The 23,364-nt window shown below is 41.4% G+C and carries 25 protein-coding genes; 18 read left to right on the top strand and 7 right to left on the bottom strand.

What is annotated here, in order from left to right; all coding sequences use genetic code 11:
• Positions 1-12 precede the first annotated feature (12 nt).
• Positions 13-2,199, top strand: coding sequence for a S9 family peptidase (locus I5349_RS13150; protein WP_226391243.1), 2,187 nt, complete (start codon positions 13-15; stop codon positions 2,197-2,199).
• Positions 2,200-2,236: 37 nt separating this feature from the next.
• Here I5349_RS13150 and galE read toward each other — a convergent pair whose 3' ends face one another.
• Complete coding sequence (gene galE, locus I5349_RS13145; RefSeq protein ID WP_226391242.1) at positions 2,237-3,256, bottom strand: UDP-glucose 4-epimerase GalE; 1,020 nt, start codon at positions 3,254-3,256, stop codon at positions 2,237-2,239.
• A 286-nt stretch (positions 3,257-3,542) separates the two neighbouring features.
• Here galE and I5349_RS13140 point away from each other — a divergent pair, with 286 nt between their 5' ends.
• The 4 genes from I5349_RS13140 (at position 3,543) to hpf (ending at position 6,263) form a co-directional block, all read left to right on the top strand.
• Positions 3,543-4,682, top strand: a complete 1,140-nt coding sequence (locus tag I5349_RS13140) for an acyl-CoA dehydrogenase family protein (protein WP_226391241.1) — start codon at positions 3,543-3,545, stop codon at positions 4,680-4,682.
• 112 nt (positions 4,683-4,794) lie between these two features.
• Entirely contained in the window at positions 4,795-4,989 is a 195-nt protein-coding gene (rpsU, locus tag I5349_RS13135) for a 30S ribosomal protein S21 (RefSeq protein ID WP_226391240.1), read from the top strand.
• 56 nt (positions 4,990-5,045) lie between these two features.
• Complete coding sequence (locus tag I5349_RS13130; protein WP_226391239.1) at positions 5,046-5,930, top strand: tyrosine-type recombinase/integrase; 885 nt, start codon at positions 5,046-5,048, stop codon at positions 5,928-5,930.
• A 30-nt stretch (positions 5,931-5,960) separates the two neighbouring features.
• Positions 5,961-6,263: a ribosome hibernation-promoting factor, HPF/YfiA family gene (gene hpf / locus I5349_RS13125; RefSeq protein ID WP_226391238.1), complete on the top strand. Its 303-nt coding sequence runs from the start codon at positions 5,961-5,963 to the stop codon at positions 6,261-6,263.
• A gap of 100 nt (positions 6,264-6,363) precedes the next feature.
• On the opposite strand, the gene metK is transcribed toward hpf, so the two are convergent.
• The 4 genes from metK to I5349_RS13105 form a co-directional block, all read right to left on the bottom strand.
• On the bottom strand, positions 6,364-7,617 hold the full coding sequence (gene metK / locus I5349_RS13120; RefSeq protein WP_226391237.1) for a methionine adenosyltransferase: 1,254 nt from the start codon (positions 7,615-7,617) through the stop codon (positions 6,364-6,366).
• Positions 7,618-7,715: 98 nt separating this feature from the next.
• The gene (locus I5349_RS13115) at positions 7,716-8,420 is read right to left on the bottom strand and encodes an SAM-dependent methyltransferase (protein ID WP_226391236.1); all 705 of its coding nucleotides are present in this window, start codon (positions 8,418-8,420) and stop codon (positions 7,716-7,718) included.
• 1 nt (position 8,421) lies between these two features.
• The gene (locus tag I5349_RS13110; RefSeq protein WP_226391235.1) at positions 8,422-9,186 is read right to left on the bottom strand and encodes an alpha/beta fold hydrolase; all 765 of its coding nucleotides are present in this window, start codon (positions 9,184-9,186) and stop codon (positions 8,422-8,424) included.
• Complete coding sequence (locus tag I5349_RS13105) at positions 9,176-9,901, bottom strand: pyridoxine 5'-phosphate synthase (protein WP_226391234.1); 726 nt, start codon at positions 9,899-9,901, stop codon at positions 9,176-9,178. The genes I5349_RS13110 and I5349_RS13105 overlap by 11 nt, the downstream gene beginning before the upstream one ends.
• Before the next feature lie 114 nt (positions 9,902-10,015).
• On the opposite strand from I5349_RS13105, the gene I5349_RS13100 reads away from it, so the two are divergent.
• The 12 genes from I5349_RS13100 to I5349_RS13045 all read left to right on the top strand — a co-directional run bounded on the left by I5349_RS13100 (position 10,016) and on the right by I5349_RS13045 (position 20,275).
• Entirely contained in the window at positions 10,016-10,465 is a 450-nt protein-coding gene (locus tag I5349_RS13100) for a GatB/YqeY domain-containing protein (RefSeq protein ID WP_226391233.1), read from the top strand.
• 7 nt (positions 10,466-10,472) lie between these two features.
• A complete protein-coding gene (locus tag I5349_RS13095; RefSeq protein WP_226391232.1) occupies positions 10,473-11,000 on the top strand; it encodes a CvpA family protein in 528 nt (175 codons plus the stop codon).
• A gap of 1 nt (position 11,001) precedes the next feature.
• Complete coding sequence (locus tag I5349_RS13090) at positions 11,002-11,592, top strand: anthranilate synthase component II (RefSeq protein WP_226391231.1); 591 nt, start codon at positions 11,002-11,004, stop codon at positions 11,590-11,592.
• Between the two features lie 12 nt (positions 11,593-11,604).
• Positions 11,605-12,369, top strand: a complete 765-nt coding sequence (locus I5349_RS13085; protein WP_226391230.1) for an alpha/beta fold hydrolase — start codon at positions 11,605-11,607, stop codon at positions 12,367-12,369.
• Position 12,370: 1 nt separating this feature from the next.
• Positions 12,371-13,036, top strand: a complete 666-nt coding sequence (locus I5349_RS13080) for a CBS domain-containing protein (RefSeq protein ID WP_226391229.1) — start codon at positions 12,371-12,373, stop codon at positions 13,034-13,036.
• A 23-nt stretch (positions 13,037-13,059) separates the two neighbouring features.
• Positions 13,060-13,938, top strand: a complete 879-nt coding sequence (locus I5349_RS13075) for an NAD kinase (protein ID WP_226391228.1) — start codon at positions 13,060-13,062, stop codon at positions 13,936-13,938.
• 85 nt (positions 13,939-14,023) lie between these two features.
• Positions 14,024-14,725: a type IX secretion system protein PorG gene (gene porG, locus I5349_RS13070; protein ID WP_226391227.1), complete on the top strand. Its 702-nt coding sequence runs from the start codon at positions 14,024-14,026 to the stop codon at positions 14,723-14,725.
• Between the two features lie 69 nt (positions 14,726-14,794).
• Positions 14,795-15,532, top strand: coding sequence for an undecaprenyl pyrophosphate synthase (uppS, locus tag I5349_RS13065; RefSeq protein WP_226391226.1), 738 nt, complete (start codon positions 14,795-14,797; stop codon positions 15,530-15,532).
• Between the two features lie 8 nt (positions 15,533-15,540).
• The gene (locus I5349_RS13060; protein ID WP_226391225.1) at positions 15,541-18,192 is read left to right on the top strand and encodes a BamA/OMP85 family outer membrane protein; all 2,652 of its coding nucleotides are present in this window, start codon (positions 15,541-15,543) and stop codon (positions 18,190-18,192) included.
• Positions 18,192-18,716, top strand: coding sequence for an OmpH/Skp family outer membrane protein (locus I5349_RS13055; RefSeq protein ID WP_226391224.1), 525 nt, complete (start codon positions 18,192-18,194; stop codon positions 18,714-18,716). Before I5349_RS13060 ends, I5349_RS13055 begins: the two co-directional genes overlap by 1 nt.
• A gap of 25 nt (positions 18,717-18,741) precedes the next feature.
• Entirely contained in the window at positions 18,742-19,302 is a 561-nt protein-coding gene (locus I5349_RS13050; protein ID WP_226391223.1) for an OmpH/Skp family outer membrane protein, read from the top strand.
• 76 nt (positions 19,303-19,378) lie between these two features.
• Positions 19,379-20,275, top strand: a complete 897-nt coding sequence (locus I5349_RS13045) for a S66 peptidase family protein (protein WP_226391222.1) — start codon at positions 19,379-19,381, stop codon at positions 20,273-20,275.
• On the opposite strand, the gene chrA is transcribed toward I5349_RS13045, so the two are convergent.
• Entirely contained in the window at positions 20,259-21,446 is a 1,188-nt protein-coding gene (gene chrA, locus I5349_RS13040; protein WP_226391288.1) for a chromate efflux transporter, read from the bottom strand. The genes I5349_RS13045 and chrA overlap by 17 nt on opposite strands.
• Positions 21,447-21,452: 6 nt before the next feature.
• On the bottom strand, positions 21,453-22,433 hold the full coding sequence (locus I5349_RS13035) for an isopenicillin N synthase family dioxygenase (RefSeq protein WP_226391221.1): 981 nt from the start codon (positions 22,431-22,433) through the stop codon (positions 21,453-21,455).
• A 92-nt stretch (positions 22,434-22,525) separates the two neighbouring features.
• Between I5349_RS13035 and I5349_RS13030 the strand changes: the two genes are divergently transcribed.
• A complete protein-coding gene (locus I5349_RS13030) occupies positions 22,526-23,275 on the top strand; it encodes a hypothetical protein (protein ID WP_226391220.1) in 750 nt (249 codons plus the stop codon).
• Positions 23,276-23,364: the final 89 nt, after the last annotated feature.

Here is a 23,364-nt window from a genome sequence, read left to right as displayed (position 1 = left end):
CAGCAAAACTATATGATAAATTCTAAAAAGCTTTGGTTCATCGTGGGCCTCATGCTCTTTACGCAGCTTCTTCCTGCACAACAAAAGAAGGCAGTCACTCTGGAGGATGTCTTCAAAAAGGGCTCTTTCAATCAGCGTTCTGTCTATGGGATCAACTGGATGAAAGACGGCCAGTTTTATAGCTCACAAGTCACAGATCCTGTAAGTAGAAGACCTCAAGTGGTCAAGATCAACATCGCTACTGGTGAGACAGTAGAGACTTTGATCGATGGTGCTAAGATTGGCCTGTCCTTTAGAGGATATACTTTTAATGCAGATGAAAGCAAAGCACTGCTCACTGCTGAGACTGAAAGTATCTATCGCAGATCATCTAAGAGTGTATACTATGTCTATGACCTTAAGACACAGTCACTCAAGCAACTCATGGATGGCGAAAAGATCTCTTATGCGACTTTTTCTCCAGACAATTCTAAGTTAGCATTTACGAAAGATAACGATCTATACTATATAGACCTCAATACTGATAAAGTTACGCAAGTAACCACAGATGGTGAGTGGAACAACATCATCAATGGCTCTGCTGACTGGGTTTATGAGGAGGAATTTAGCATGGCTCAAGCATTTGCTTGGTCACCAGATGGTCAGAAATTGGCCTTCATGAGATTTGATGAATCTGAGGTGAAGGAGTACAATATGCAGCTCTGGGGTGAACTCTATCCTGAAGATTACAAATTCAAATATCCTAAAGCAGGTGAGAAAAATGCTGATATAGAGATCAGAGTACATCACCTCAATGATGGTAAGACTGTGACGCTAGATGCTGGAGCAGAAAAAGATATCTACCTGCCTAGAATGTACTGGACTGGAGATAGTAATACACTTTCTTTTATCAGACTAAACAGATTCCAGAACCAGCTGGATATCCTACATGCAGATGTTCGCACAGGTCAAAGCAAAGTGATCCTATCGGAGAAAAGTAAAACGTATGTTGACCTTAACTATAATGATGAGCTGGTTTACCTAAGCGACAATAAAACCTTCATTCGTACTTCTGAGCAAGATGGCTTCAAGCATATCTATCACCACAATATGGACGGCTCGTTGATCAGACAGATCACTAAGGGTGACTGGGAAGTCAATAATATCGTCAGTATAGATGAACAAAAGAAACAGATATACTTTATTTCAACAGAAGGTTCTCCACTAGAGCGTAATCTTTATGTGATAGACTTTGCCGGAAAGAAAAAGACAGTGCTCACACCTGCCAAAGGGACGCACCGAGCTAATATGAGTCCTGATCATAAGTTTTTCATAGACTACTACTCTACGGCCAACACGCCTCAGGTCATCACATTATATGATGCAAAAGGCAAAGTGAGAAAGGTTTTAGAGGACAATCAAGCCTTGGTAGAAAACTTAAAGGGTTTTGCCCTATCTCAAAAGGAATTCTTTGACTTTAAAACGGTAGACGGTACTTCGCTCAATGGCTATCTGATCAAGCCTGCTGATTTTGATCCCAATAAAAAATACCCAGTGCTAATGTACGTGTATGGAGGTCCTGGATCTCAAAATGTCACCAATGCATGGGGTGGCACGAGGGACTTTTGGCATCATCATTTAGCTTCTCTAGGCTATATCGTAGCCTGTGTAGACAATAGAGGTACAGGAGCTAGAGGTAGAGATTTCAAGCATGTGACCTATGGTACATTGGGCAAGTATGAAGTAGAAGATCAGATTGCTGGTGCAAAGTTTTTAGCAGGCCAGTCTTATGTTGATGCTGCTAGAATTGGTATCTGGGGCTGGAGCTATGGAGGCTATATGTCCTCACTTTCTCTCTTCATCGGCAATGACGTATTCAAATCAGCTATAGCAGTGGCACCAGTGACTTCGTGGAGGTACTATGACTCTATCTACACAGAGCGCTATCTCATGACTCCTCAGGCCAATGCTTCTGGTTATGATGCATACAATCCTATCACACACGCAGCTAAGATGAAGGGCAATCTCTTGCTGATTCACGGTACGGGTGATGACAATGTACACTTCCAAAATGCCGTAGAACTGGTAGACGCACTGATCGATGCAGATAAGCAATTTGAGAGCTTCTACTATCCAAATAGAAACCACGGAATATCTGGAGGCAATACTTCATGGCATCTTTATCAAATGATGACAGACTTTATCAAGCGTAAGCTTTAAAAAGCAAATCCCCTTGGAATGTTCCAAGGGGATTTTTTTATTGACTTAATTTCTGCTGCCAATTCCAAGCATCTCTTAAAGATTCAAACAAAGAACGCGTAGCTTTCCACCCTAGCAGTTTGGTAGACTTAGTCACATCTGCATAGGTCTGTTCGACATCTCCAGGTCTACGGGGTCCTAGTTCATAGTTAAGTTTCACACCACTAGCTTCTTCAAAAGTTTGGATCACTTCCAGTACAGAGTTAGGTTTGCCAGTGCCGACATTGAAGTATTCTATGAGACTAGATTGGTTTTGCTTTTCTAAAAACTCAAAAGCCTTCACATGTGCATCAGCTAAGTCCATCACATGGATATAGTCCCTTAGACAAGTTCCATCTGGTGTATCATAGTCGTTGCCGAAGACAGTGATTTTTTCTCTGATACCTGCAGCAGCTTGCGTCACAAATGGCACTAGGTTATTAGGTACTCCTATAGGTAGCTCTCCGATATGGGCAGAAGGGTGTGCACCGATAGGGTTGAAGTACCTCAGTGCGATAGCTTTGATTGGGTATTTGGCAGTTACTGCATCTTCTAGGATTTCTTCACAGACGGCTTTGGTATTGCCGTAGGGAGAGGTAGCTTGCTTTTTAGGTGTAGCCTCCGTCACTGGCAGTTCATCGGGCTGCCCATATACGGTGCAGCTTGATGAAAATACCAAGTGAGGGCACTGGTGTTTCTCCATGGTTTGTAGTAAGACCAATAAGGAGTTGATATTATTCGCATAGTACTGGATAGGCTTTTGGACAGATTCACCCACGGCTTTAGAAGCTGCAAAGTGTATCACACCTGCTATTTTGCCTTCTTTAGCAAATACTTGATCCATGAAGGCAGCATCATTACAGTCTCCTTGGTAAAGCGTAGGAGATTTCTGTAGGATGGCTTTGATACCATCTATAGCGGACTTATCAGCATTAGAGAAGTTATCCACTATCACTGGTTCAAAGCCTGCTTCGTGCAGAGCTACGACTGTATGAGATCCGATATATCCTGCGCCTCCTGTGACTAATATTTTTTGCATGTGATTTAGGTAAAGGTTTAAAATTAAATTCTGTCTAACATCTCATTGACTACCAAGTATTTGTTGGATAAGAGCGTCTTCCAAATACTAGAAAGCTATCTTTTCTTAGTAACCGTATTTTGTGGTAGACTTGGAGAAAAAAAATTCTGTTATCTTGCATCCACACATCCAAATTTAAGGTTTTTTATAAAGCTCAGCCGCTTTTTTTATTTTTTTGCCTTAAACCTATCTTGAGGATGTCTGTTTAGTAATTGAGAATAAAGTAAACCCAAATAATAGTCGATTTATGAATTTTGAATTGAACGAAAACCAAAGGATGATCCAGCAGATGGTGAGAGACTTTGGTGCTAAAGAGATTACTCCTTTTCGCAAAGAATGGGATGACAATCAAGAATTTCCTATCCAACTTTTTAAGAAACTTGGTGAGCTAGGACTCATGGGTGTTTTGGTGCCAACTGAGTATGGTGGTTCTGGTTTTGGATATTTTGAGTACGTCACAGCTATAGCTGAGTTGGCTAAGCTAGATCCAGCGATTAGCTTGAGTATGGCTGCCCACAACTCACTTTGCACAGGTCATATCATGATGTTTGGCAGTGAAGAGCAAAAACAACAATACCTTCCTAAATTAGCTACTGCTGACTGGATCGGTGCATGGGGTCTGACCGAGCCTAACACTGGCTCTGACGCAGGAAATATGCGTACTGTAGCTGTCAAAGATGGTGATTACTATGTCATCAATGGTGCTAAAAACTTCATTACGCATGGTAAATCAGGTAATGTCGCGGTAGTCATTGTCAGAACAGGTGAAGTAGGAGATTCACATGGCATGACCGCCTTCATCATTGAAAAAGGCACTCCAGGATTTAGTGCTGGTCGCAAAGAAGATAAGCTTGGTATGAGAGCTTCTGAGACTACGGAGTTGATCTTTGAAGACTGCCGTGTACACAAAAGCCAAATGTTAGGAGCCGAAGGAGAAGGTTTCATACAAGCGATGAAGATCCTAGACGGTGGTCGTATTTCTATTGCTGCACTTAGCTTGGGTATTGCAGAGGGCGCACTTGAGGCATCTATCGCATATTCTAAGGAGAGACATCAGTTCAACCAACCGATTTCTAAGTTTCAAGCGATCTCTTTCAAACTAGCAGAGATGGCTACTAAAGTGGAAGCTGCTAAGCTACTTACTTTCCAAGCTGCAGACCTTAAAAACAGAGGGCAGAAAATGACTTCTGAAGGCGCTATGGCTAAGTATTTTGCATCAGAAGTTTCTGTAGAAGTATCTACAGAGGCTATCCAAATATTTGGAGGCTATGGCTACACCAAAGATTATCCAGTAGAGAAATTCTACAGAGACTCTAAGCTCTGCACTATCGGTGAGGGTACTTCTGAGATTCAAAAGCTTGTAATCTCTAGAGGTTTGCTCAAGTAATCACCAAGCATTAAATTCACGAATGCCTTTCTTTTGGAGAGGCATTTGTATTTTAATATAGAGTATTCTATATTTGCAGTCTGAAAAAACGAAAGGGGGTGGTAATTAGATTATGATCGTAGTAAACGTAAAAGAGAACGAATCAATCGAGAAAGCGCTGAAGCGTTTCAAGAAGAAGTTTGACAGAACAGGTGTTATCAGAAAGCTTCGCAGCAGACAGCACTTTACTAAGCCTTCCGTACTAAAGAGAGAAGAGAAAATCAAAGCTGCATACAAGCAGAGAATGTTCGCTAGCGAAAACTATTAATTAGTTTTTTCTAAGCTATAAAATGAGCATATTGTCAGAGGATATCCCGAGACAATATGCTTTTTCGTTTTATACGATACTTGACTTATGAGAAGCGTGCTTCACGCCATACCATACTGGCTTATCAGCAGGACTTAGAGAGCTTTCAGACTTTTTGCGAAAAGTCATTTGAGTTGACAGCGCTAGAGCAAGCGAGTCATGCAGAGATCAGAGCTTGGATCATTCAGCTAGTGGAGGAGAAGAACTCTGCCAGTACAGTCAATCGTAAAATATCTTCCTTACGCGCCTTTTATAAATTTTTAGTCAAAAACGAGCTGATCGAACTAGACCCAATGGTCAAGATCAGACTCCTCAAGACACCCAAAAGACTTCCTGAATTTGTCCAAGAACAAGAGATGGACCATGTGCTTGAGGAAAGCCTTTTTCCACAGACATTTGAGGGGCAGCGAGACCTGCTTATCCTCAAAATGCTCTACTATACAGGCATGCGTCTATCCGAACTTGTAGGGCTCAAAACTTCCGACATCGATCTGTATAAGTCAGAGGTGAAAGTTTTGGGAAAAAGGAATAAACAGAGGATTATTCCGATTTTGACAGATCTAAAAAACAATATACAAGTGTATCAAAAAGAAAAGGAGAAATCCTTTTCAAATCTAGACGAAATTCCCTACTTTTTCGTTACTAATAAGGGAGAGCAAGTCTATCCAATGCTGGTGTACCGGACAGTCAAAATGTACCTTGATCTTTATGCGCAAACACACAAAAGAAGCCCGCACGTACTAAGGCATACTTTTGCTACTCACCTGCTCAACAAGGGAGCAGATCTAAATGCCGTCAAAGATCTACTGGGACATGCTAACTTGGCCGCGACACAAGTTTATACACACAATACGCTAGATAAACTTAAGGCAGTATTTGATCAAGCTCACCCGAAAGCGTAAATTAATTATTAACCCTAAATTTTTACCGTTATGAAATTACAGATGCATTCCATCCACTTTGATGCAGACGCCAAGCTCATCAATTTCATTCAGAAAAAAACTGATAAACTGGAAACGTTCTACGACCGCATCATAGACGGGGAAGTATTCATGCGATTGGATAAAGATGAATCAAATGAGAATAAAGTCATAGAAATCAAACTCAATGTGCCCGGGAAACAACTCTTTGCAAAAGAGCAAGCTGGATCCTTTGAAGCTGCTGCGGATATGACAGTAGAGGCACTCAGAAGACAGCTGAAAAAGCACAAAGAAAAAGTCACTGCAAAGCAATGAACCCAAGATAATAAAGGCCCTTTTCGGAGGGCTTTTTCTTTGAAGGACATAAAAAAACCACATCAGCTGATGTGGTTTTATCTTTATATCTATTGGATAATTATAGTCCAAAGCTCGATTTTACTCGATCTACATAGTCTAGTTTTTCCCAAGTGAATAGCTCAACATCAAGTTTAAGCTCTATTCCTTCAGGTGATCTGAAGACTTTAGTGATGACTTCATTTTTGCGACCCATGTGTCCATAGGCAGCAGTTTCTTGATAGATTGGATTTCTGAGTTTTAGACGCTGCTCGATCGCATAAGGTCTCATATCAAAGATCTCTTCTACCTTTTTAGCGATTTCGCCATCTGTCATATTTACCTTGGCCGTGCCATAAGTGTTGACATAGATACCCATAGGCTTCGCTACACCGATCGCATACGAAACTTGAACTAAGATCTCATCTGCTACACCAGCAGCGACTAGGTTTTTAGCAATGTGTCTAGTAGCATAGGCTGCAGAGCGGTCTACTTTAGATGGGTCTTTGCCTGAAAAAGCACCTCCACCGTGAGCGCCTTTTCCACCATAAGTGTCTACGATGATCTTACGACCAGTAAGTCCAGTATCACCATGTGGTCCACCGATGACAAACTTTCCAGTAGGGTTGATATGATAAGTGATCTTATCTGTGAAGAGTTTTTGGATCTCTGGTTTGAGCTTAGCTTTAAGCCTAGGGATCAAGATATTGATGATGTCAGACTTGATTTTGGCGAGCATGTTAGCTTCTGTATCAAAGTCATCGTGCTGTGTAGATACTACGATAGCATCGATTCGCTGAGGGACATTGTCATCAGAGTATTCTATCGTCACTTGTGACTTAGCATCTGGGCGCAGATAAGTGATATCTTTATTTTCTCTTCTGAGGGCAGCGAGCTCAATGAGGATTTTGTGAGAAAGATCAAGTGCCAGTGGCATATAGTCTTCTGTCTCTTTGGTAGCATAGCCAAACATCATACCTTGGTCGCCAGCACCTTGTTCCTCAGGGCTAGATCTATCTACTCCTTGGTTGATATCTGGAGACTGCTCATGGATCGCAGAAAGTACACCACATGAGTTACCATCAAACATATACTCACTCTTGGTATATCCGATTTTATTGATAACCTCTCTAGCGATTTTTTGTACGTCTAGGTAGGTGTCAGACTTCACTTCTCCAGCTAGAAACACTTGACCTGTAGTCACAAGTGTCTCACATGCAACCTTAGATTTAGGGTCAAAGGCTAAGAAATTATCAATCAAAGCATCTGAGATTTGATCCGAAATTTTATCAGGATGTCCTTCAGACACTGATTCTGATGTAAACAAATATGGCATTGCTCTTTATTTATGTTCGAATTTGAAAAGCCAAAGTTAAGGCTTGTGCGTGATTTACAAAAATCTTACAGATAATCCCTTGATTTTTTACTGAGAGGTCAATACAGTAAAAATACGGTGGGGACTTTATGCAAGTCTGGCTTAGCTTTTCGCCAGTCTTTGATAGATTTAGTTTGGATCATTTCATCTGCTCCTGTGATGTTTTTGGCGATACAAAGTAGTGTATCTGGCTGACAATGCTGGAGAATATCTTCTAACAAATGATTGTTTCTAAATGGTGTCTCCATGAAAAGTTGCGTCTGCTTTTTCTGTGCATGTCGCTCCATCTGCTTGATGAAGTCGATGCGCTCCTTTTTTTGAATAGGGATATAGCCGTGAAAAGTGAAAGATTGTCCATTGAAACCCGAAGCCATCAGTGCTAAAAGAAAAGAAGATGGCCCAACCAACGGACACACTTTAATGCCTTTTTGATGCGCAAAAGCTACTGCTAAAGCCCCAGGATCGGCTACTCCTGGACAGCCAGCTTCGGAGATCACTCCTATTGGTTGACCTTGAAGTGCTGGACCCATAAGTTTAGCAACCTCTGCGGGAGTCGTTTTTTTATCAAGTATTTCAAAGTGGAGTTCATCGATCACTACACCTGTCTTGAGTGAACCTATGTAGCGTCTGGCAGTTCGAAGGTTTTCTACTAAGTAGTATTTTGTTTCTTTGATGACTGCGCGAACTTGTTCATTGATGACTTGGTCAGCTGTGTCTTCGGCTAGATTGCTGGGGATAAGGTATAAAATTCCCGTTTGACTCATACTATGATTTTAAGAATTCTTTAAAAATGCTCGTGAAGACTTCTGGCTGCTCAGCGTGAAGCCAATGCCCAGCATCTTTGATAGTGACTAGGGTGCTATTGGTGAAGATCTCTTTGATCTCAGCGCTATCATCTTCATTGATGTAATCTGAGTTGGCTCCTCTGACAAATAGTGTTGATTTATCAAACTGAGCACCTTCTGGTAGGGCTTCCCCGACATTTTCTATTTGCTTAGTGATCACAGGCAAGTTGATCTTCCACTCAAATCCTCCTCCACTGGCTCTTCCAAGACTCTTTAGGAGAAATTGTCGCGTACCCATGTCTTTCACATATTCACCTAAAATGTCTTCAGCTTCTTTGCGACTTTTCAGAGAGTCAATTGGAATTGCATTGAGACCTTTTAAAATGGTGTGATGATGGATAGGATAGTAGCGAGGTGCTATGTCTGCTACCATGAGCTTAGAAACTAACTCTGGGTATTGTGTAGCAAAAAACATAGCAACTTTGCCACCCATGGAGTGACCAAGTATCACTGGGTTTTTTAGCTGATGTTCTTCGATGAAATCTTTGAGATCTTTGGCCATGACTTCATAGTTCCATTCCTCACTCTTGGGAGAATCTCCATGATTGCGCAAGTCTAGTAAATAAAGCTCATAGTCAGCTTCTAATTCACGAGCGATGGTTAGCCAGTTGTCAGCCGAGCCGAAAAGTCCATGCATGATGATCACTGGTTCGCCACTCCCTATTTTTCTATAATTAAGCTTCATGGTCTATGAGTTGTCTTTTGTAGAGTTGTACAGTATTTTCTAAGCCAAGATAGAGTGCATCACAGATGAGGGCATGCCCTATCGATACTTCATCCAGTTGGGGGATGGACTGCTTTAGGTATTTGAGGTTGTGTAGGTCTAGATCATGTCCGGCATTGATGCCAAGACCTAATTCATGTGCTAGTTTAGCAGCAGTCACAAAAGGTGCTACAGCTTTGGCTTTATCAGTATGATATTGGCTAGCATAAGGCTCTGTATAGAGTTCAATGCGGTCAGTGCCGATTTTTTTAGCAGCTTCTATAAGCTTTAGATCAGTTCCTATAAAAATAGAAGTCCGCACACCATAACTCTTGAGTTCTGCGATGATATCTATCAGTTCTGCTTGATGCTTGATCGTATCCCAGCCAGCATTAGAAGTCAGTACGTGTGGGGGGTCTGGGACGAGTGTGGCTTGTGCAGGCTTGGCAAGACGAACCATTTCCATATAGCGTGCATCTGGATAGCCTTCTATGTTGAAGTCCGTTTGCACGACATCTTTTAGCGCCATCACATCACTATATCTGATGTGTCGTTCATCTGGTCTAGGATGTACTGTGATGCCTTCTCCTCCAAATTTTTCTATATCTAGCGCCACTTTGACTACATCAGGATTATTGTGTCCGCGGGCATTTCTGATGGTGGCGATTTTATTGATGTTTACACTAAGCTTTGTCATATAGTTATAATGGATTGCAAGTCGTGTAAGTTTACCCCTCTCGCAATAATTTTATCTTTCTGTAGATTATCCTAATTTTGTGCTAAGTTAGTAATTAAAGTAAAGAATAGAGAAATGGCTTTAAAGCAAGAAATAGAAAGCGGTATCAAACAAGCGATGCTCGCTAAAGATAAAACAAGGCTGACAGCACTTAGGGCTATCAAATCATTGATCCTTCTAGAGGAGACAAAGACGAGCGCAGGGTCATCACTCACAGCAGATGAAGAGATGAAGCTACTGGTGAAGGCTGCCAAGCAAAGAAAAGATTCTGCGGATATCTATAACCAACAAGGTAGAAAAGATCTCGCTGAAGTAGAGGAGGCAGAGCTTGCGATTATCGAGGAGTTTTTACCAAAGCAGTTGACAGAGGATGAATTGAAAGCAGCCATCAGTCAAATCATCTCTAATACTGGAGCTACCTCAGCCAAAGATATGGGTAAAGTCATGGGTGTAGCGACCAAGGAACTCGCTGGTAAAGCGGACGGTAAAGCCATCTCTGCTATGGTCAAGTCTTTACTTAACTAAATCAAATTTGAAGCTGGTAGATTTTTTTGTTTTAGTAGTCTTAGCGATCGGTGCTTACAGCGGTTTTCGTAAAGGACTTTTGATAGAGATCATTTCTATACTGGCTTTGCTTTTAGCGATCATAGGAGCTTTTAAACTGATGGATTGGCTCGTAGCGCTGATCATGCCTCATGCAGCATCTATCAGTTATCTAGTTCCAGTGATCGCTTTCTTATTACTATTCATTGGGATCATTCTGATAGTTAGAGGAGTGGGAGTACTTTTGAAAAAGCTCTTAGACTTAACGTTTTTTGGCTTGTTTGATAATATATTCGGAGCGCTGCTTGGTATCATCAAATGGACTTTTGGAGTGAGCTTACTGCTATGGGTAGCGAGTGCCATGAACTTTGAGATTCCTAAAGAGCACACAGAGGAGGCTGTCATATATCCTTACCTAGAAAGCTTAGCACCAAATACGGTGAATCTGATTAATGAATATCTACCGGTCATTCAAGATACTTTTGACTCTCTAAAAGCACTTCAAGACTTGCTCTAAGATGATCCTTCTGATAGACAATTATGATTCTTTCACTTACAACTTGGTGGATTACTTCCAGCAGTTGGGTGTACAGATGGTCGTCAAGAGAAATGACTTGCCCATAGAAGCTTACACAGATCAGTCTTATGAAGGCCTAGTTTTGTCACCAGGTCCAGAGACTCCTCAGAAGGCAGGCAGGCTTATGGAAATATTGGGACACTATGTGGGGCAAGTTCCAATCTTAGGTATTTGTCTGGGTCACCAAGCGATAGGAGAATACTTCGGAGCTTCACTAGTCAAAGCCCTCAAGCCCATGCATGGCAAAATATCTACTATCAAAGTAAGTGACCCTAGCATTTTTGGAAGTGTCGTGTCATTGCAAGTGGTAAGATATCACTCTTTAGTTTTGCAAAATCTACCAGAGATACTAGAGGTGACAGGATTGACCAAAGAAAATGAGATCATGTCTATCAAACATAAGTATCTGCCTATTTGGGGGTTACAGTATCACCCAGAGGCACATTTGACAGAATATGGTTTGAAAATATTAGATAATTGGCTTAGATTTAATAATATTGCTAGTCAGGAAAAACTCGGCATACCTAATTAATCAATCAAACAGATGTCTTTACAGATAAAAGAAGCAAACGGATTTAAATACATAGACGAGGGTCAAGGAGATATACTCATGCTATTGCATGGGCTTTTTGGCGCTTTGAGTAACTGGGAGGGAGTGGTTAATCATTTTTCCCAAAATTACCGTGTGATGATTCCCATGTTGCCTATCTATGAAATGCCTATCAGAGAAGCTGGATTGGATGGATTAGTAGATCACTTGAGAAGCTTCATCGAATATAAGCAAATAGACCAAGACCTCACTTTGATTGGAAATTCATTAGGAGGACATGTCGGGTTGATTTATACTTTGAAATACCCTGAAAATATCAAAAGACTCGTGCTGACAGGAAGTTCTGGCCTCTTTGAAAATGGGATGGGTGGATCTTTTCCTAAAAGAGGAAACTATCAGTATATCAAAGAACGTGTGGAATATACCTTCTATGATCCGAAAGTGGCGACTAAAGAACTGGTAGATGAGGTGTTTGAGACAACTAACTCTATTCCAAAGTGTATGCGTATAGTTGCGATCGCTAAGTCTGCTCAGAGACACAATATGGCTTCTGAGATTCCTGCTATCAAGATTCCTGTTCTACTCGTATGGGGGCTCAATGATACGATCACTCCTCCGATGGTAGGCCATGAGTTTAATAGACTACTCAGTAACTCGACTTTGAAATTTATAGATAAGTGCTCTCACGCACCGATGATGGAACATCCTGATCAATTTAATGTTATATTAGAAAATTGGTTAAAAGAAACACCGCTCTAGCATGATCGCCATAGACTTGATCAATAAGATGATTCCCCCACTGAAGTTTTCAGACAAAGCGTCTATGGCACTTTCGTGGATGGAAGAGTTGCGGGTCAGTCATTTGCCAGTCGTTCATGATTTGCACCTACAAGGTTTCATTTCAGAAGAGATGATCTTTGATGCTAATATGGCGGATAAAGAGATCGGTACTTTTCAGCTTATCGGTAAGGAATGTTTTGTCAGCCCTGACAAGCATATCTATGATGTCATCAGGGCTGGCTATCAGCACAAGATCAGTATGGTGGCTGTGGAGGATCAGTTTCATAAGTTCCTCGGGGTGATCACTATGGAAGATACAGTGACGGCCTTTGCGCAGTCTATCTCTATACAGTCTCAGGGGGGCATTATGGTCTTGTCCATGTATCTGTCTGATTATTCCCTTCATGAGATATCGCGCCTCATTGAGTTAGAAAATGCTAAAATTCTCAGTAGTTTTATCTCTAGTGATCCACTAGATGCCGAGAAGATCAAGTTGACACTCAAGATCAATAAATTAGAACTAAAGCATATCAAAGCCACTTTGGAGCGTTTTGGCTACAAAGTCATCAGTCAATTTGAGGAAGAAAGCCCCATCACTAATGAGCAAGATCGCCTCAATCTGCTCATGAAGTACCTCAACATGTAGGATAAGATCCTTATATTTAGCGCATGAAAATCGCCATTCACGGTAAAAATCTCACTCCAGATGTAGTTGATTGCATAGATACGCTCTTTGCTACCCTACATCAGTATGGTACTGAGATTTATATTTCAAGGACTTACTATAAAAACATCACCGAGCATCATCATGTCAATACTGGTAAAGTAGAGCTTTTCAAAAGAGGGGATGATTTGCGTGAAATTGATTTCTTCTTTTCACTAGGAGGTGATGGTACTTTGCTGGAGTCTGTTACGTATGTGGGTCGGAGTGAGGTGCCTATCGTAGGGATCAATACAGGGAGATTGGGTTTTCTAGCTACTTCCTCTAAGGAAAATATCAAAAAAGTCATTGAGGGGATATACAATGACTACTTCACGATAGAGAATAGATCACTGGTCACCTTAGATACAGACAAGCCTCTCTTCGAAGGACTTAATTTTGCGCTAAACGAGTTTACCATCCTCAAAAAGGATAGCTCTTCGATGATTGTGGTGCATACTTTTATCAACGGGGAATATCTAAATAGCTACTGGTCTGATGGCCTCATCATCGCTACACCTACAGGATCTACTGGGTATTCTCTCAGCTGTGGAGGGCCTCTCATTTTGCCTCAAGCAAATAACTTTGTGATCACTCCTGTCTCTCCACACAATCTCAATGTCCGTCCGATGGTCGTGCCTGACTCTAGTGTGATAAGTTTCGAAATAGAGGGTAGGAGCAAAAGTTTTTTGGTCTCACTCGATAGCCGCTCCAACTCGGTAGATGCGAGCATCCAGATGGCCGTCCGCAAAAGTAACTTCCATGCAAAGCTGGTAAAATTTCATGGGTATAACTTCCTAGATACACTGAGACAAAAGCTCAACTGGGGGCTAGATATGCGAAATTGAGGGTATTTAACATTATTTAACTTTTTCGATACTGACATAGATTTTTTATACGTTTTCTTATGTATAACTTGCAAACAAGGTTGAATTGGGCTATAAATTAATAACGCTATTTCTACTTATAATCAGTGGCTTAGGCCAAAGACTCGCTGCTCAGCAGACAGAGGTTGGTTTTGGTCTTGGAGCTGCTGCTTACAGTGGAGATATGCATCGATTTTATGATCCTCGTAAATCTTCTATAGCGGCTACTTTGCTCGGACGATACAACTTCAATAATACTTGGAGTGTCCGTGGACAAGCAGTTTTTGGAAGGTTTGGAGCTGATGATGCAGATGATCCACTGGATCCTCAGGCAGCAGCTCGGGGTAATTCATTTAGCGCCAATTTCTTAGAGGGATCTGTAGTTTTTGAGTATCATTTCTTGGATTATCGAGAGTGGAAAGCTAGGAAGCCATATTCCCCTTATTTATTTGGAGGCCTTGGAGGGGCATTTATCATTGGGAGCTATGAGGCTTCAGCTACTCCTCCTTCATTTTTCAACCCCGTCATTCCTTTTGGAGTGGGGATTAAATTCAAGCTTAATACAGCTTGGCAACTCGCAGTCGAAGTAGGGCCGCGCAAGACGTTCTCTGATTTACTGGATGGTATTTCTGAATCTACAGCTCCGAACAATAAGTTGGCTTTTGATTTTGGAAATGTATATGACAAAGATTGGTATTACTTCACTGGCATCACACTAAGCTATAGCTTCTATAAATCAGCTTGTCCAGTAGAGAAATTAACATGGTAAAGGGTGCAATTATTTAAAAAGAAGTAGCATTTTTGTAGCTTGCAGATTAGAAGCAGTTATACGCTGAGCATGAAAGAGTCAATTAACCTAGATACCCTACCACAACATATAGCAGTAATCATGGATGGCAATGGTCGATGGGCGGAGCAAAAGGGCGCTATGCGTGTTTTTGGCCACCGAAATGCGATCAAAGCTGTACGAGAAATCGCTGAAGGATGTGCTGAGCTAGGAGTGAAGTATTTGACTTTATATGCATTCTCTACTGAAAACTGGTCAAGACCAGCAGATGAGGTCAATGCACTCATGGAACTATTGGTCAATACCATAGCAGATGAGATCCCTACGCTACATAAAAACAACACGAGATTAGCAGCGATAGGAGATATAGATAGTTTACCCACTAAGTGTGCGCAGAAGTTGAGAGATGCCATCACAGAGACTGCCACCAATACTGGCTTGACCCTTTGTTTGGCACTTAGCTACAGTGGGAGATGGGAGCTTAAAGAAGCTATGAAAGCGATCGCAGACAAGGTCGCTCAGGGTGCGGTGAAAACCGAAGAAATATCATTAGAGTTAATTAGTGCGCATTTGCATACCAAAGATATGCCTGATCCAGAGTTACTGATCAGAACTAGTGGCGAGATGAGAATTAGTAATTTTCTCCTATGGCAGATGGCCTACACCGAACTGTTTTTTACAGAGGTGCTTTGGCCAGACTTCAGAAAGGAGCATTTATATGAAGCAATTGTTGATTTCCAAAAGCGAGAAAGAAGATTTGGAAAGACAAGTGCACAGTTAAAATCTTAGTTTATCAAATGAGAAGATATTTATTTATTGCGCTCCTATTGTTGACTTCTGTGCTGGCGGAGGCGCAAATCAGGTTTGGCTCTAGCCGTAACAATACGCAGACCAACAAAGAGTTGATCAAAATGGATCTCAATGATCCAAAGGAGTATGAAATCGTAGAGCTCACCACTACAGGTCTAGCTACTCTACAGGAAGATCCTATCTTATCCATCAGTGGACTCAAAGTAGGGGATAAAATCCGCCTCCCAGGTGGACAAGAGCCAGTACTCAAAAAACTCTGGAAGCAGGGCATCATTGGAGATGTACAGTTTGAAATCACTAAAGTAGAAGGCAATCAAATCTCCATCAACTTAGCCATCAAAGAGCGCCCTCGAATGAGTAAATTTGAGTTTAAAGGGGTGAATAGAACACAGCAAAGTGAGCTTACTGACAAAATCAATATTCGTGGTAAAGTACTCAGAGATGACGTGCTCAGTGCCTCAGAGCGAACAATCAAGACATATTTTGTAGACAAGGGATTTCTCAATACTGAAGTGAGAACCATCCAACAGCCAGATACCACATTGCCTAATAGTGTGAAGCTAATTTTTGAAGTAAATACTTTCTCTAAGGTAAAAATTGATGAAATCGTCATTGATGGCAATGAAGAGTTTAGCGATACTAAGCTCAAAAAGAAGCTCAAAAAGACCAACGAACATCCTAGAATAGCCATCGTCCGAGATGTGATCAATCGCATAGCAGATAAAAATGCGATGAATGTCAAAACTTATCTGGACTCTAGATATCCTGTGACAGATGATGATGTCAAGGAGTATGTCAATAAAAACTTCAAACTTAACTTTCTCAATGGCTCTAAATTTATCGCCAAAGAATACGAGGAAGATAAGAAATCCATGATCAGCTTTTACAACTCAAAGGGATTTAGAGATGCAGAGATTCTTTCTGACACGATCTATAAAGTTGGCAAAAGTGAAATAGGGATCAATATCAAACTCGAAGAGGGAAGAAAGTATTACTACAGAGATATCACATGGTCTGGTAACTATGTGTATACCAGTGAGCAACTCTCTAGAATGCTGGGTATTCAAAAAGGTGACCTCTACAATAGAGAAGAGCTAGACAAGCGACTCAATGCCTCTCCAAGAGAGGATGATTTGAGCTCACTCTATATGAATGACGGCTACTTGTACTTCCAAAATGAGCCAGTAGAAGTGAGAGTAGAGGGTGACTCTATCGATATGGAGATCAGAATCCAAGAAGGACCTCAGTTTACGATCAACCGCATCATCCTCAAAGGAAATGAGCGTACAAGTGATCACGTAGTCTTGAGAGAGTTGAAGATCTTGCCAGGTCAGAAGTTTGATAGAAGCTTGCTTATCAGAACTATTAGAGAGCTTTCCGCACTGGGCTACTTTGATCCAGAGCAGATAGAACCAAGACCAATACCTAAAAATGACGGAACGGTAGATATAGAATTTAACTTAGTAGAAAGGCCAAGTGATTCGATCGAGCTCTCAGGAGGTTGGGGTGGATTCTTCGGCTTCGTGGGGACTGTTGGATTGGTTTTCAACAACTTCAGTATTAAAAACATCAAAGATTTCTCTAAGTGGAAGCCGCTTCCAGTGGGTGATGGTCAAAAATTATCTCTCAGAGTACAAGCTAATGGTAGAAGATTCCAAAACTATTCGATCTCTTTCCAAGAGCCTTGGTTGGGGGGTACTAAGCCGATTTCTTTCTCGGTAGCTTTCAATCACTCAGTACAAAGAGGTATAGACTTTTTCTCTAATCAAGAGTTTGGTTACTTCAAAATCACTGGTGGTGAGATAGGCTTAGGTAAGCGATTGAAGTGGCCTGATGATTTCTTTATGATCAGAAGCAGTATCGGTTTCAATAACTATGATTTTGAAAACTACGGTACTTCTCTAGGTCTTGGATATCCTACAGGTAACTCTAAGGCTTTCACACTCAATACTACACTTTCTAGAATATCAATCAGTGATCAGATGTACCCTAGATATGGTTCTCAGATCACTTTGAGTGCTACGGCTACCCCACCATTTAATCAGTGGAGAGATGTCGATCTTGAGACAGATACTGATCAAGAGATCTTCAAATGGCTAGAATATCATAAGTGGATGTTTGACGCATCATTCTTTTTACCTCTTGATAACAAAGGAAAACTAGTCATGAATACAAGAGCACACATGGGATTCCTAGGGTCTTATGGTGGTGCAGATATCATTCCTCTTGAGCGATTTGTGCTAGGTGGTGATGGTATGATGATGAACAACTTTGTGCTAGGTCAAGAGATCATTGGTTTGAGAGGATATGAAAATCAATCAATCACTCCTCAGACAGCAAATAGAAGAGGTGGTGTAGTGTACAATAAATATGTCATGGAAATGAGATACCTCGTATCACCAAATCCATCTGCTACTATTTACGTACACACTTTCTTAGAAGCAGGTAATAACTTTGGTTCTTACAGAGAGTTCAATCCATTTAACCTTAAGCGCTCAGCGGGTATTGGAGCGAGGATCTTCATGCCAGCCTTTGGATTACTAGGTGTTGACTGGGGTTATGGATTTGACACTGCTCCAGGTACTAATCAGCGTAGTGGTGCACAGTTCCACTTTACGATCGGTCAACAGTTGAGATAATGAAAAAGCTGCTTATCATATCGGTTTTATTGATGGGCATCATCAGTCAGCAGGCTAAAGCACAGAAAATAGGCTATGCTGACTCAGAATATATATTAAGTAAAATGCCCGAATACAAGGGTTTTCAGGAGGAATTAGCGAAGCTAACAGCCAATTGGAAAAAAGAGGTACAAAGTTTGTTTACTGATGTCGAACGCATGTATGATGCGCTCAAAGCAGAAGAAGCGCTGCTGACAAGGGAAATGTACGATGAGCGTTCTGCTGCCATCAAGAAGAAAGAAGCGGAAGCAGTAGCCTATCAGGATAAGATCTTCGGGACAGACGGTCTCTATTTTCTTAAACAGAAAGAGCTCATGCAGCCAATTCTTGCCAAGCTTGGTGAGGCGATCGACAGGGTAAGCAAAAAACAGCGATTAGGGATGTTAGTTGATAAAGCTGGATTACCTTTGCTTTGGACAGATCCTCGACACGACTATTCGGACTTTGTACTCGAGGAACTAGGTATAGAAACAATTGAAAATTAAAAACTGAACTAAATATTGATTTAAGATGAAAACCAGAACGATTCTTTTTGCACTAGCTTTACTTTTCAGCGGATTTGTTGCTCAAGCACAGTCTCCTGTTAAAATTGGATATGCAGATATTGATTATTTGATGTCTTTGTTGCCAGAAATGAAACAAGTAGAGTCTGAATTGCAAGATTATCAAACGATGTTAGGCAATCAGCTAAACGCTAAGGGTCAGGACTTCGAAAGAAAAGTGCAGACTTTCCAGCAAAATGCTCAGTCAATGACGGAAGAGGCTAGAAACCAGCAGCAAGCTGATCTTCAAAGACAACAGCAAGAGCTTGAGAAGTTTCAAAGTGACTCTCAAATTTCATACAGAAGAAAGGTAGAGGAAGTGCTTTCTCCACTACAAGAGAAAGTATTCAATGCGATCAATGCTGTAGCTGAAGAGAACGGATACTCTCATATCTTCGCTGCTACTGCTAACCAAGCGCCTATCTTGCTTTATACTAAAGACGAAGATCCATTCATGGATTTAGTGATGAAAAAGCTTGGCGTAACTGCTCCAGCTGGACAGATGCCAACTCCTGGTCAAGGAAACTAATATGTAAAGCTTATAAATTTTAAAAACCGATCTGAGAGGGTCGGTTTTTTTATGGCATTTATTTTAACTTGTGTCAATGATCAGACCTCAAAAATTAGCTTTAGGAGATAATGTAGCCATCGTAGCTACAGGAAAGCGTGTAGATAAGGATAAAATACAGGCTGCGAAACTGATGCTCGAATCATGGGGACTCAAAGTGTCGCTTGGAGAACATCTCTTCATGTCAGAGGCTTATCTAGCAGCTAGCGATGCACAGCGCTTGTCTGATCTACAGCAAGCACTAGATGATCCTTCGATCAAAGCTATCTTTTTAGCGAGAGGAGGCTATGGTACTACGAGGATCCTCGATCTAGTTGACTTCACGACTTTTTGTAGATCACCTAAGTGGCTGATAGGTTTTAGTGACATCACCGCACTCCTGACGCACATAGCTCATCTTGGCATTCAAAGTATTCATGGACCTATGCCACAGCTTTTTGATGGACATACAGACCATATCGATTTGGAGCGGCTTAGAGATTTGCTATTTGCCTTTTCTAGCAAAGCGATCTATGGCACACAAAATCCACATCAAGTAGCTGGCGAAGTATCAGCTCCTATCATAGGAGGTAATTTATCCATGTTAGTTCACCTCATTGGGACTTCTTCTATCACTCGTTTTGATGACAAGATACTGGTCTTAGAAGAGTGTAATGAAGCTTATTATCAAATAGATCGTATGCTAGTGCAGCTCAAGAGAGCAGGTTATTTAGCTAAAATCAAAGGGGTTGCTATTGGTGACTTTAGTGGGCTGACAGGTGATGATTTTGATTATACATTAGAAGAGATTTTTAAGATGCACCTAGGCGAACATGTCCCTATGGGGTTCGGCTTTGGTTTTGGTCATTTGTCTTCCAATGCACCACTAGTGATAGGGGCAAACTATCGGCTTTGCATCTCAGAGAATGAGGTAAGTCTTAGCTTGGAAGGATAAAACCAGCTGCTAGACCTACTATGATTACTAGTGGCGCTGGAATTTTAGTGAATGCTAATAAAAAATAGGTGATTAGAATGATCAAAAGATTGATCAGGTTGGCTTCTATCGGGTCAAACATGATGATAGCAGCTGCCACTACCATCCCACAGCTGACAGCATTGATTCCTTCGAGAGAGGCACGTACTACTCGGTACCTTTTAAGTCCATCCCAAAATCTAATCACAAAAAATATCAGAAATGTGCCTGGTAAAAATATGCCTGCTGCAGCCACAAGTGAGCCAGTAATCTGACCCATCAGTCCATATTCTCTCAAGGATAAAGCTCCTATATAAGAACTGAAACTGAAAGTAGGACCCGGTAAGCTCTGCATCAGGGCATATCCTGAAAGGAACTCTTCTGAGCTCAAGTAGCTTTTGAACTCTACAAATTCTGTATAGAGATAGGGAATCAACACTTGCCCACCCCCAAAGATCAAGCTGCCGTTTCGGTAGAAATTTTCAAAGAGTAAAATAGGTCTATACTGCGTATAAGCACCGATGATAGCAGCTCCAGCAAGTACTCCTCCCCAGAGTAAGAAATTAGCCCATTTGATTTGTATTGGCTTAGGCGTTTCATCTTTAGGGTGCTTTTTATATTTCAGAGCGGTAGCGAGTCCTCCTGCAATCAATAGGATGGGAAAAATATAGGGAGTATTGTAGTTGACAGTAATGATCGTGGCTAGCGCCATGAGTACTACTCCTTCTACATTTTCTATCACTGTGATAATAATACGGTGTGCTGCAAAAATCACAAAGCCTACAGCCATCGGCTGGATGAAGCGTGTAAAGGCCAAAGAAGCTTCCTTGTCTTGTAGGCTGGAAATGAAGATAGCTGCTAGTGTGATGAGTATAGTGGCAGGCAGTATCCATACAATTAAAGCTAAATAGGCGAGGTAAGCCCCGCCTATTTTAAAGCCAATTGCTGAGATAATCTGAGTAGAGGTAGGACCTGGTAAGATCTGACAAAGTGCATTGAGCTCGAGTAGATCTTTTTCATTCAGGTAATTTCTCTTTTTGACCATGCGCTCCATTGTCATGGCAAAAAAAGCCTGTGGTCCACCAAATGCAGTCAGGGAAAGAAGTAGAACGTCTCTTAGAAAAAGGTAATATCTAATCTTCTTTACCAAAATATGCTTTTATTTTCTTAGACCCAATTCTCTCAATCTTTCTTCTAGGAATTCACCAGCCGTAGCATCTGTATATTTCTTTGGATTTTCAGCATCGATACATGAAGGCAAGCATGTCAAGTCCATATCAGACCTAGGATGCATGAAGAATGGAATCGAATATCGAGAAGTATGCATCAACTCTCTTGGAGGGTTGACCACGCGGTGAATAGTCGATTTTAACTTATCATTGGTCAATCTAGCGAGCATGTCACCGACATTGACTACGAGTTGCTCGGGTAGAGCTGTGATTGGAATCCACTTACCGTCTCTTCTGAGTACTTGAAGTCCATCAGCACTTGCTCCCATGAGTAGTGTGATCAAGTTGATGTCACCATGCTCTGCTGCACGTACGGCATCAGCAGGGATGCTATCTGGATCCTCGATCGGGAAGTAGTGAATAGATCTTAGGATTGAGTTACCATGCTCTACTTTCTTTTCAAAGTAGTCTTCTGGAAGCTCGAGATAGAGTGCTATCGCACGAAGCATATTTTTACCAGCTTTCTCGATAGTTTGATAAGCCTCTTTAGAGATCTCTTCAAACTCCGCTGGATAAGCTGGCCATACGTTTTCTGGATATTCTGCTTTGATCGGATCGCTGTCAGGGATAGTCTCTAGGAGTTGTCCTACGTGATAAAATTCCTTCAAGTCACCGGTATTTCTACCTTTTGCATGTTCTTTGCCTTTGCCAGTATAGCCTCTTTGGAAGCCGATCTCAGGTTTTTCATGCTTGGCTTTTTCTTCTTCAGGTTGTGAGAAATACTTCTTGATAGCCGCATATAGCCTGTCTTGTAGCTCAGCTGATAGGCCATGGTTTTTGATGGCCACAAAGCCAATATTATTGTAAGCTGCCCCTAAGTCTGCTACAAACTTTTTCTTCTTTGCGGGGTCTCCGCTCATGAAATCCGCCAAATCTAATGACGGCACTTCATCGTATAATATATCACTCATTGCGCTTGATTTTTAGTTTGATAAAGCCTGCAAATTTAAGCTGAATTTACAATATACTAAATATCTTTGGAGCAAATAAAGCATCTCCTCAAATGAAGAAAGTATTCATCCTCGTTTTGCTCATTTTTGTGGCTTTGATCGTCTATCAATATAGGACTCAAAGCGTAGACACGATGGGCGTGAAGGAGTCCAAGGCAGATACTCTTGAGGAACTATCGCTGACCTTGTCCCCTGTAGAGCAAGTCATGGACTATCCAGATGCGATGCTAGAGCTCTATCAGCCAAGCGATGGACAGTCACTCAATAAGGGTAAGGTTGATTTTACCTTTAATGTCAAAAACTTCATCTTTGGTGCGCAGCAAGCGAATGGTCTGAAAATCTCTCTTAACGGTCAAGCACCTAAACTATATCGCAATACTGAAGTACAGTTATCCTTATCAGAGGGTCAGTATACGCTCTTTGCCTATCTCACTGATCAAAATGGCATAGGGCTCAAGGAGTATGGCAATTACCTCGCTAGAGACTTTGCTGTAGGAGTCCCTGCTCAGCCTTTATCCACTCCCATATTGATCATCAACTTGCCAGAGGATGGTGCGGTGATCTCTCCTAATCAGTCTTTTATCATAGATGCCTATACAGCTAGGGATGAACTCGCTAGTGGTGATGCGCTACTAGAAGTGCAGATAGGTTCTCAACGTCTAGTAATGAATGGTCACGCACCCTATCAATTGGACGGCTTGCCAGTAGGAGAGTATGAGATTAGCTTTCGCTTACTCAATACGCGTCAGGAACCGATAGCGGGCGATTATACTGCTACTAAGAGAAGAATCTCTATTCGATAGTACTGTTTCCCTCCTTATTTTTTATCGAAAAATCACCATTTTAGGGTATTTTATTTTAAAATTATTTCCTTTAGCTTAGCCTTTATTAA

The sequence above is a fragment of the Penaeicola halotolerans genome (assembly GCF_016464625.1).
Taxonomy (GTDB): domain Bacteria; phylum Bacteroidota; class Bacteroidia; order Cytophagales; family Cyclobacteriaceae; genus Penaeicola; species Penaeicola halotolerans.
This window is presented reverse-complemented; position numbering and strand designations above follow the sequence as displayed.

What these genes read in the sequence shown, in the direction of transcription:
- I5349_RS13115 (WP_226391236.1), bottom strand. Translation starts at nt 8,420, where the DNA reads ATGAGTCAAACGGGAATTTTATACCTTATCCCCAGCAATCTAGCCGAA.
- I5349_RS13110 (WP_226391235.1), bottom strand. Translation starts at nt 9,186, where the DNA reads ATGAAGCTTAATTATAGAAAAATAGGGAGTGGCGAACCAGTGATCATC.
- hpf (WP_226391238.1), top strand. Translation starts at nt 5,961, where the DNA reads ATGAAATTACAGATGCATTCCATCCACTTTGATGCAGACGCCAAGCTC.
- I5349_RS13105 (WP_226391234.1), bottom strand. Translation starts at nt 9,901, where the DNA reads ATGACAAAGCTTAGTGTAAACATCAATAAAATCGCCACCATCAGAAAT.
- I5349_RS13100 (WP_226391233.1), top strand. Translation starts at nt 10,016, where the DNA reads ATGGCTTTAAAGCAAGAAATAGAAAGCGGTATCAAACAAGCGATGCTC.
- I5349_RS13090 (WP_226391231.1), top strand. Translation starts at nt 11,002, where the DNA reads ATGATCCTTCTGATAGACAATTATGATTCTTTCACTTACAACTTGGTG.
- metK (WP_226391237.1), bottom strand. Translation starts at nt 7,617, where the DNA reads ATGCCATATTTGTTTACATCAGAATCAGTGTCTGAAGGACATCCTGAT.
- I5349_RS13150 (WP_226391243.1), top strand. Translation starts at nt 13, where the DNA reads ATGATAAATTCTAAAAAGCTTTGGTTCATCGTGGGCCTCATGCTCTTT.
- I5349_RS13080 (WP_226391229.1), top strand. Translation starts at nt 12,371, where the DNA reads ATGATCGCCATAGACTTGATCAATAAGATGATTCCCCCACTGAAGTTT.
- I5349_RS13140 (WP_226391241.1), top strand. Translation starts at nt 3,543, where the DNA reads ATGAATTTTGAATTGAACGAAAACCAAAGGATGATCCAGCAGATGGTG.
- I5349_RS13045 (WP_226391222.1), top strand. Translation starts at nt 19,379, where the DNA reads ATGATCAGACCTCAAAAATTAGCTTTAGGAGATAATGTAGCCATCGTA.
- I5349_RS13050 (WP_226391223.1), top strand. Translation starts at nt 18,742, where the DNA reads ATGAAAACCAGAACGATTCTTTTTGCACTAGCTTTACTTTTCAGCGGA.
- I5349_RS13130 (WP_226391239.1), top strand. Translation starts at nt 5,046, where the DNA reads ATGCTTTTTCGTTTTATACGATACTTGACTTATGAGAAGCGTGCTTCA.
- rpsU (WP_226391240.1), top strand. Translation starts at nt 4,795, where the DNA reads ATGATCGTAGTAAACGTAAAAGAGAACGAATCAATCGAGAAAGCGCTG.
- galE (WP_226391242.1), bottom strand. Translation starts at nt 3,256, where the DNA reads ATGCAAAAAATATTAGTCACAGGAGGCGCAGGATATATCGGATCTCAT.
- I5349_RS13030 (WP_226391220.1), top strand. Translation starts at nt 22,526, where the DNA reads ATGAAGAAAGTATTCATCCTCGTTTTGCTCATTTTTGTGGCTTTGATC.
- I5349_RS13035 (WP_226391221.1), bottom strand. Translation starts at nt 22,433, where the DNA reads ATGAGTGATATATTATACGATGAAGTGCCGTCATTAGATTTGGCGGAT.
- I5349_RS13085 (WP_226391230.1), top strand. Translation starts at nt 11,605, where the DNA reads ATGTCTTTACAGATAAAAGAAGCAAACGGATTTAAATACATAGACGAG.
- I5349_RS13075 (WP_226391228.1), top strand. Translation starts at nt 13,060, where the DNA reads ATGAAAATCGCCATTCACGGTAAAAATCTCACTCCAGATGTAGTTGAT.
- I5349_RS13055 (WP_226391224.1), top strand. Translation starts at nt 18,192, where the DNA reads ATGAAAAAGCTGCTTATCATATCGGTTTTATTGATGGGCATCATCAGT.
- I5349_RS13060 (WP_226391225.1), top strand. Translation starts at nt 15,541, where the DNA reads ATGAGAAGATATTTATTTATTGCGCTCCTATTGTTGACTTCTGTGCTG.
- uppS (WP_226391226.1), top strand. Translation starts at nt 14,795, where the DNA reads ATGAAAGAGTCAATTAACCTAGATACCCTACCACAACATATAGCAGTA.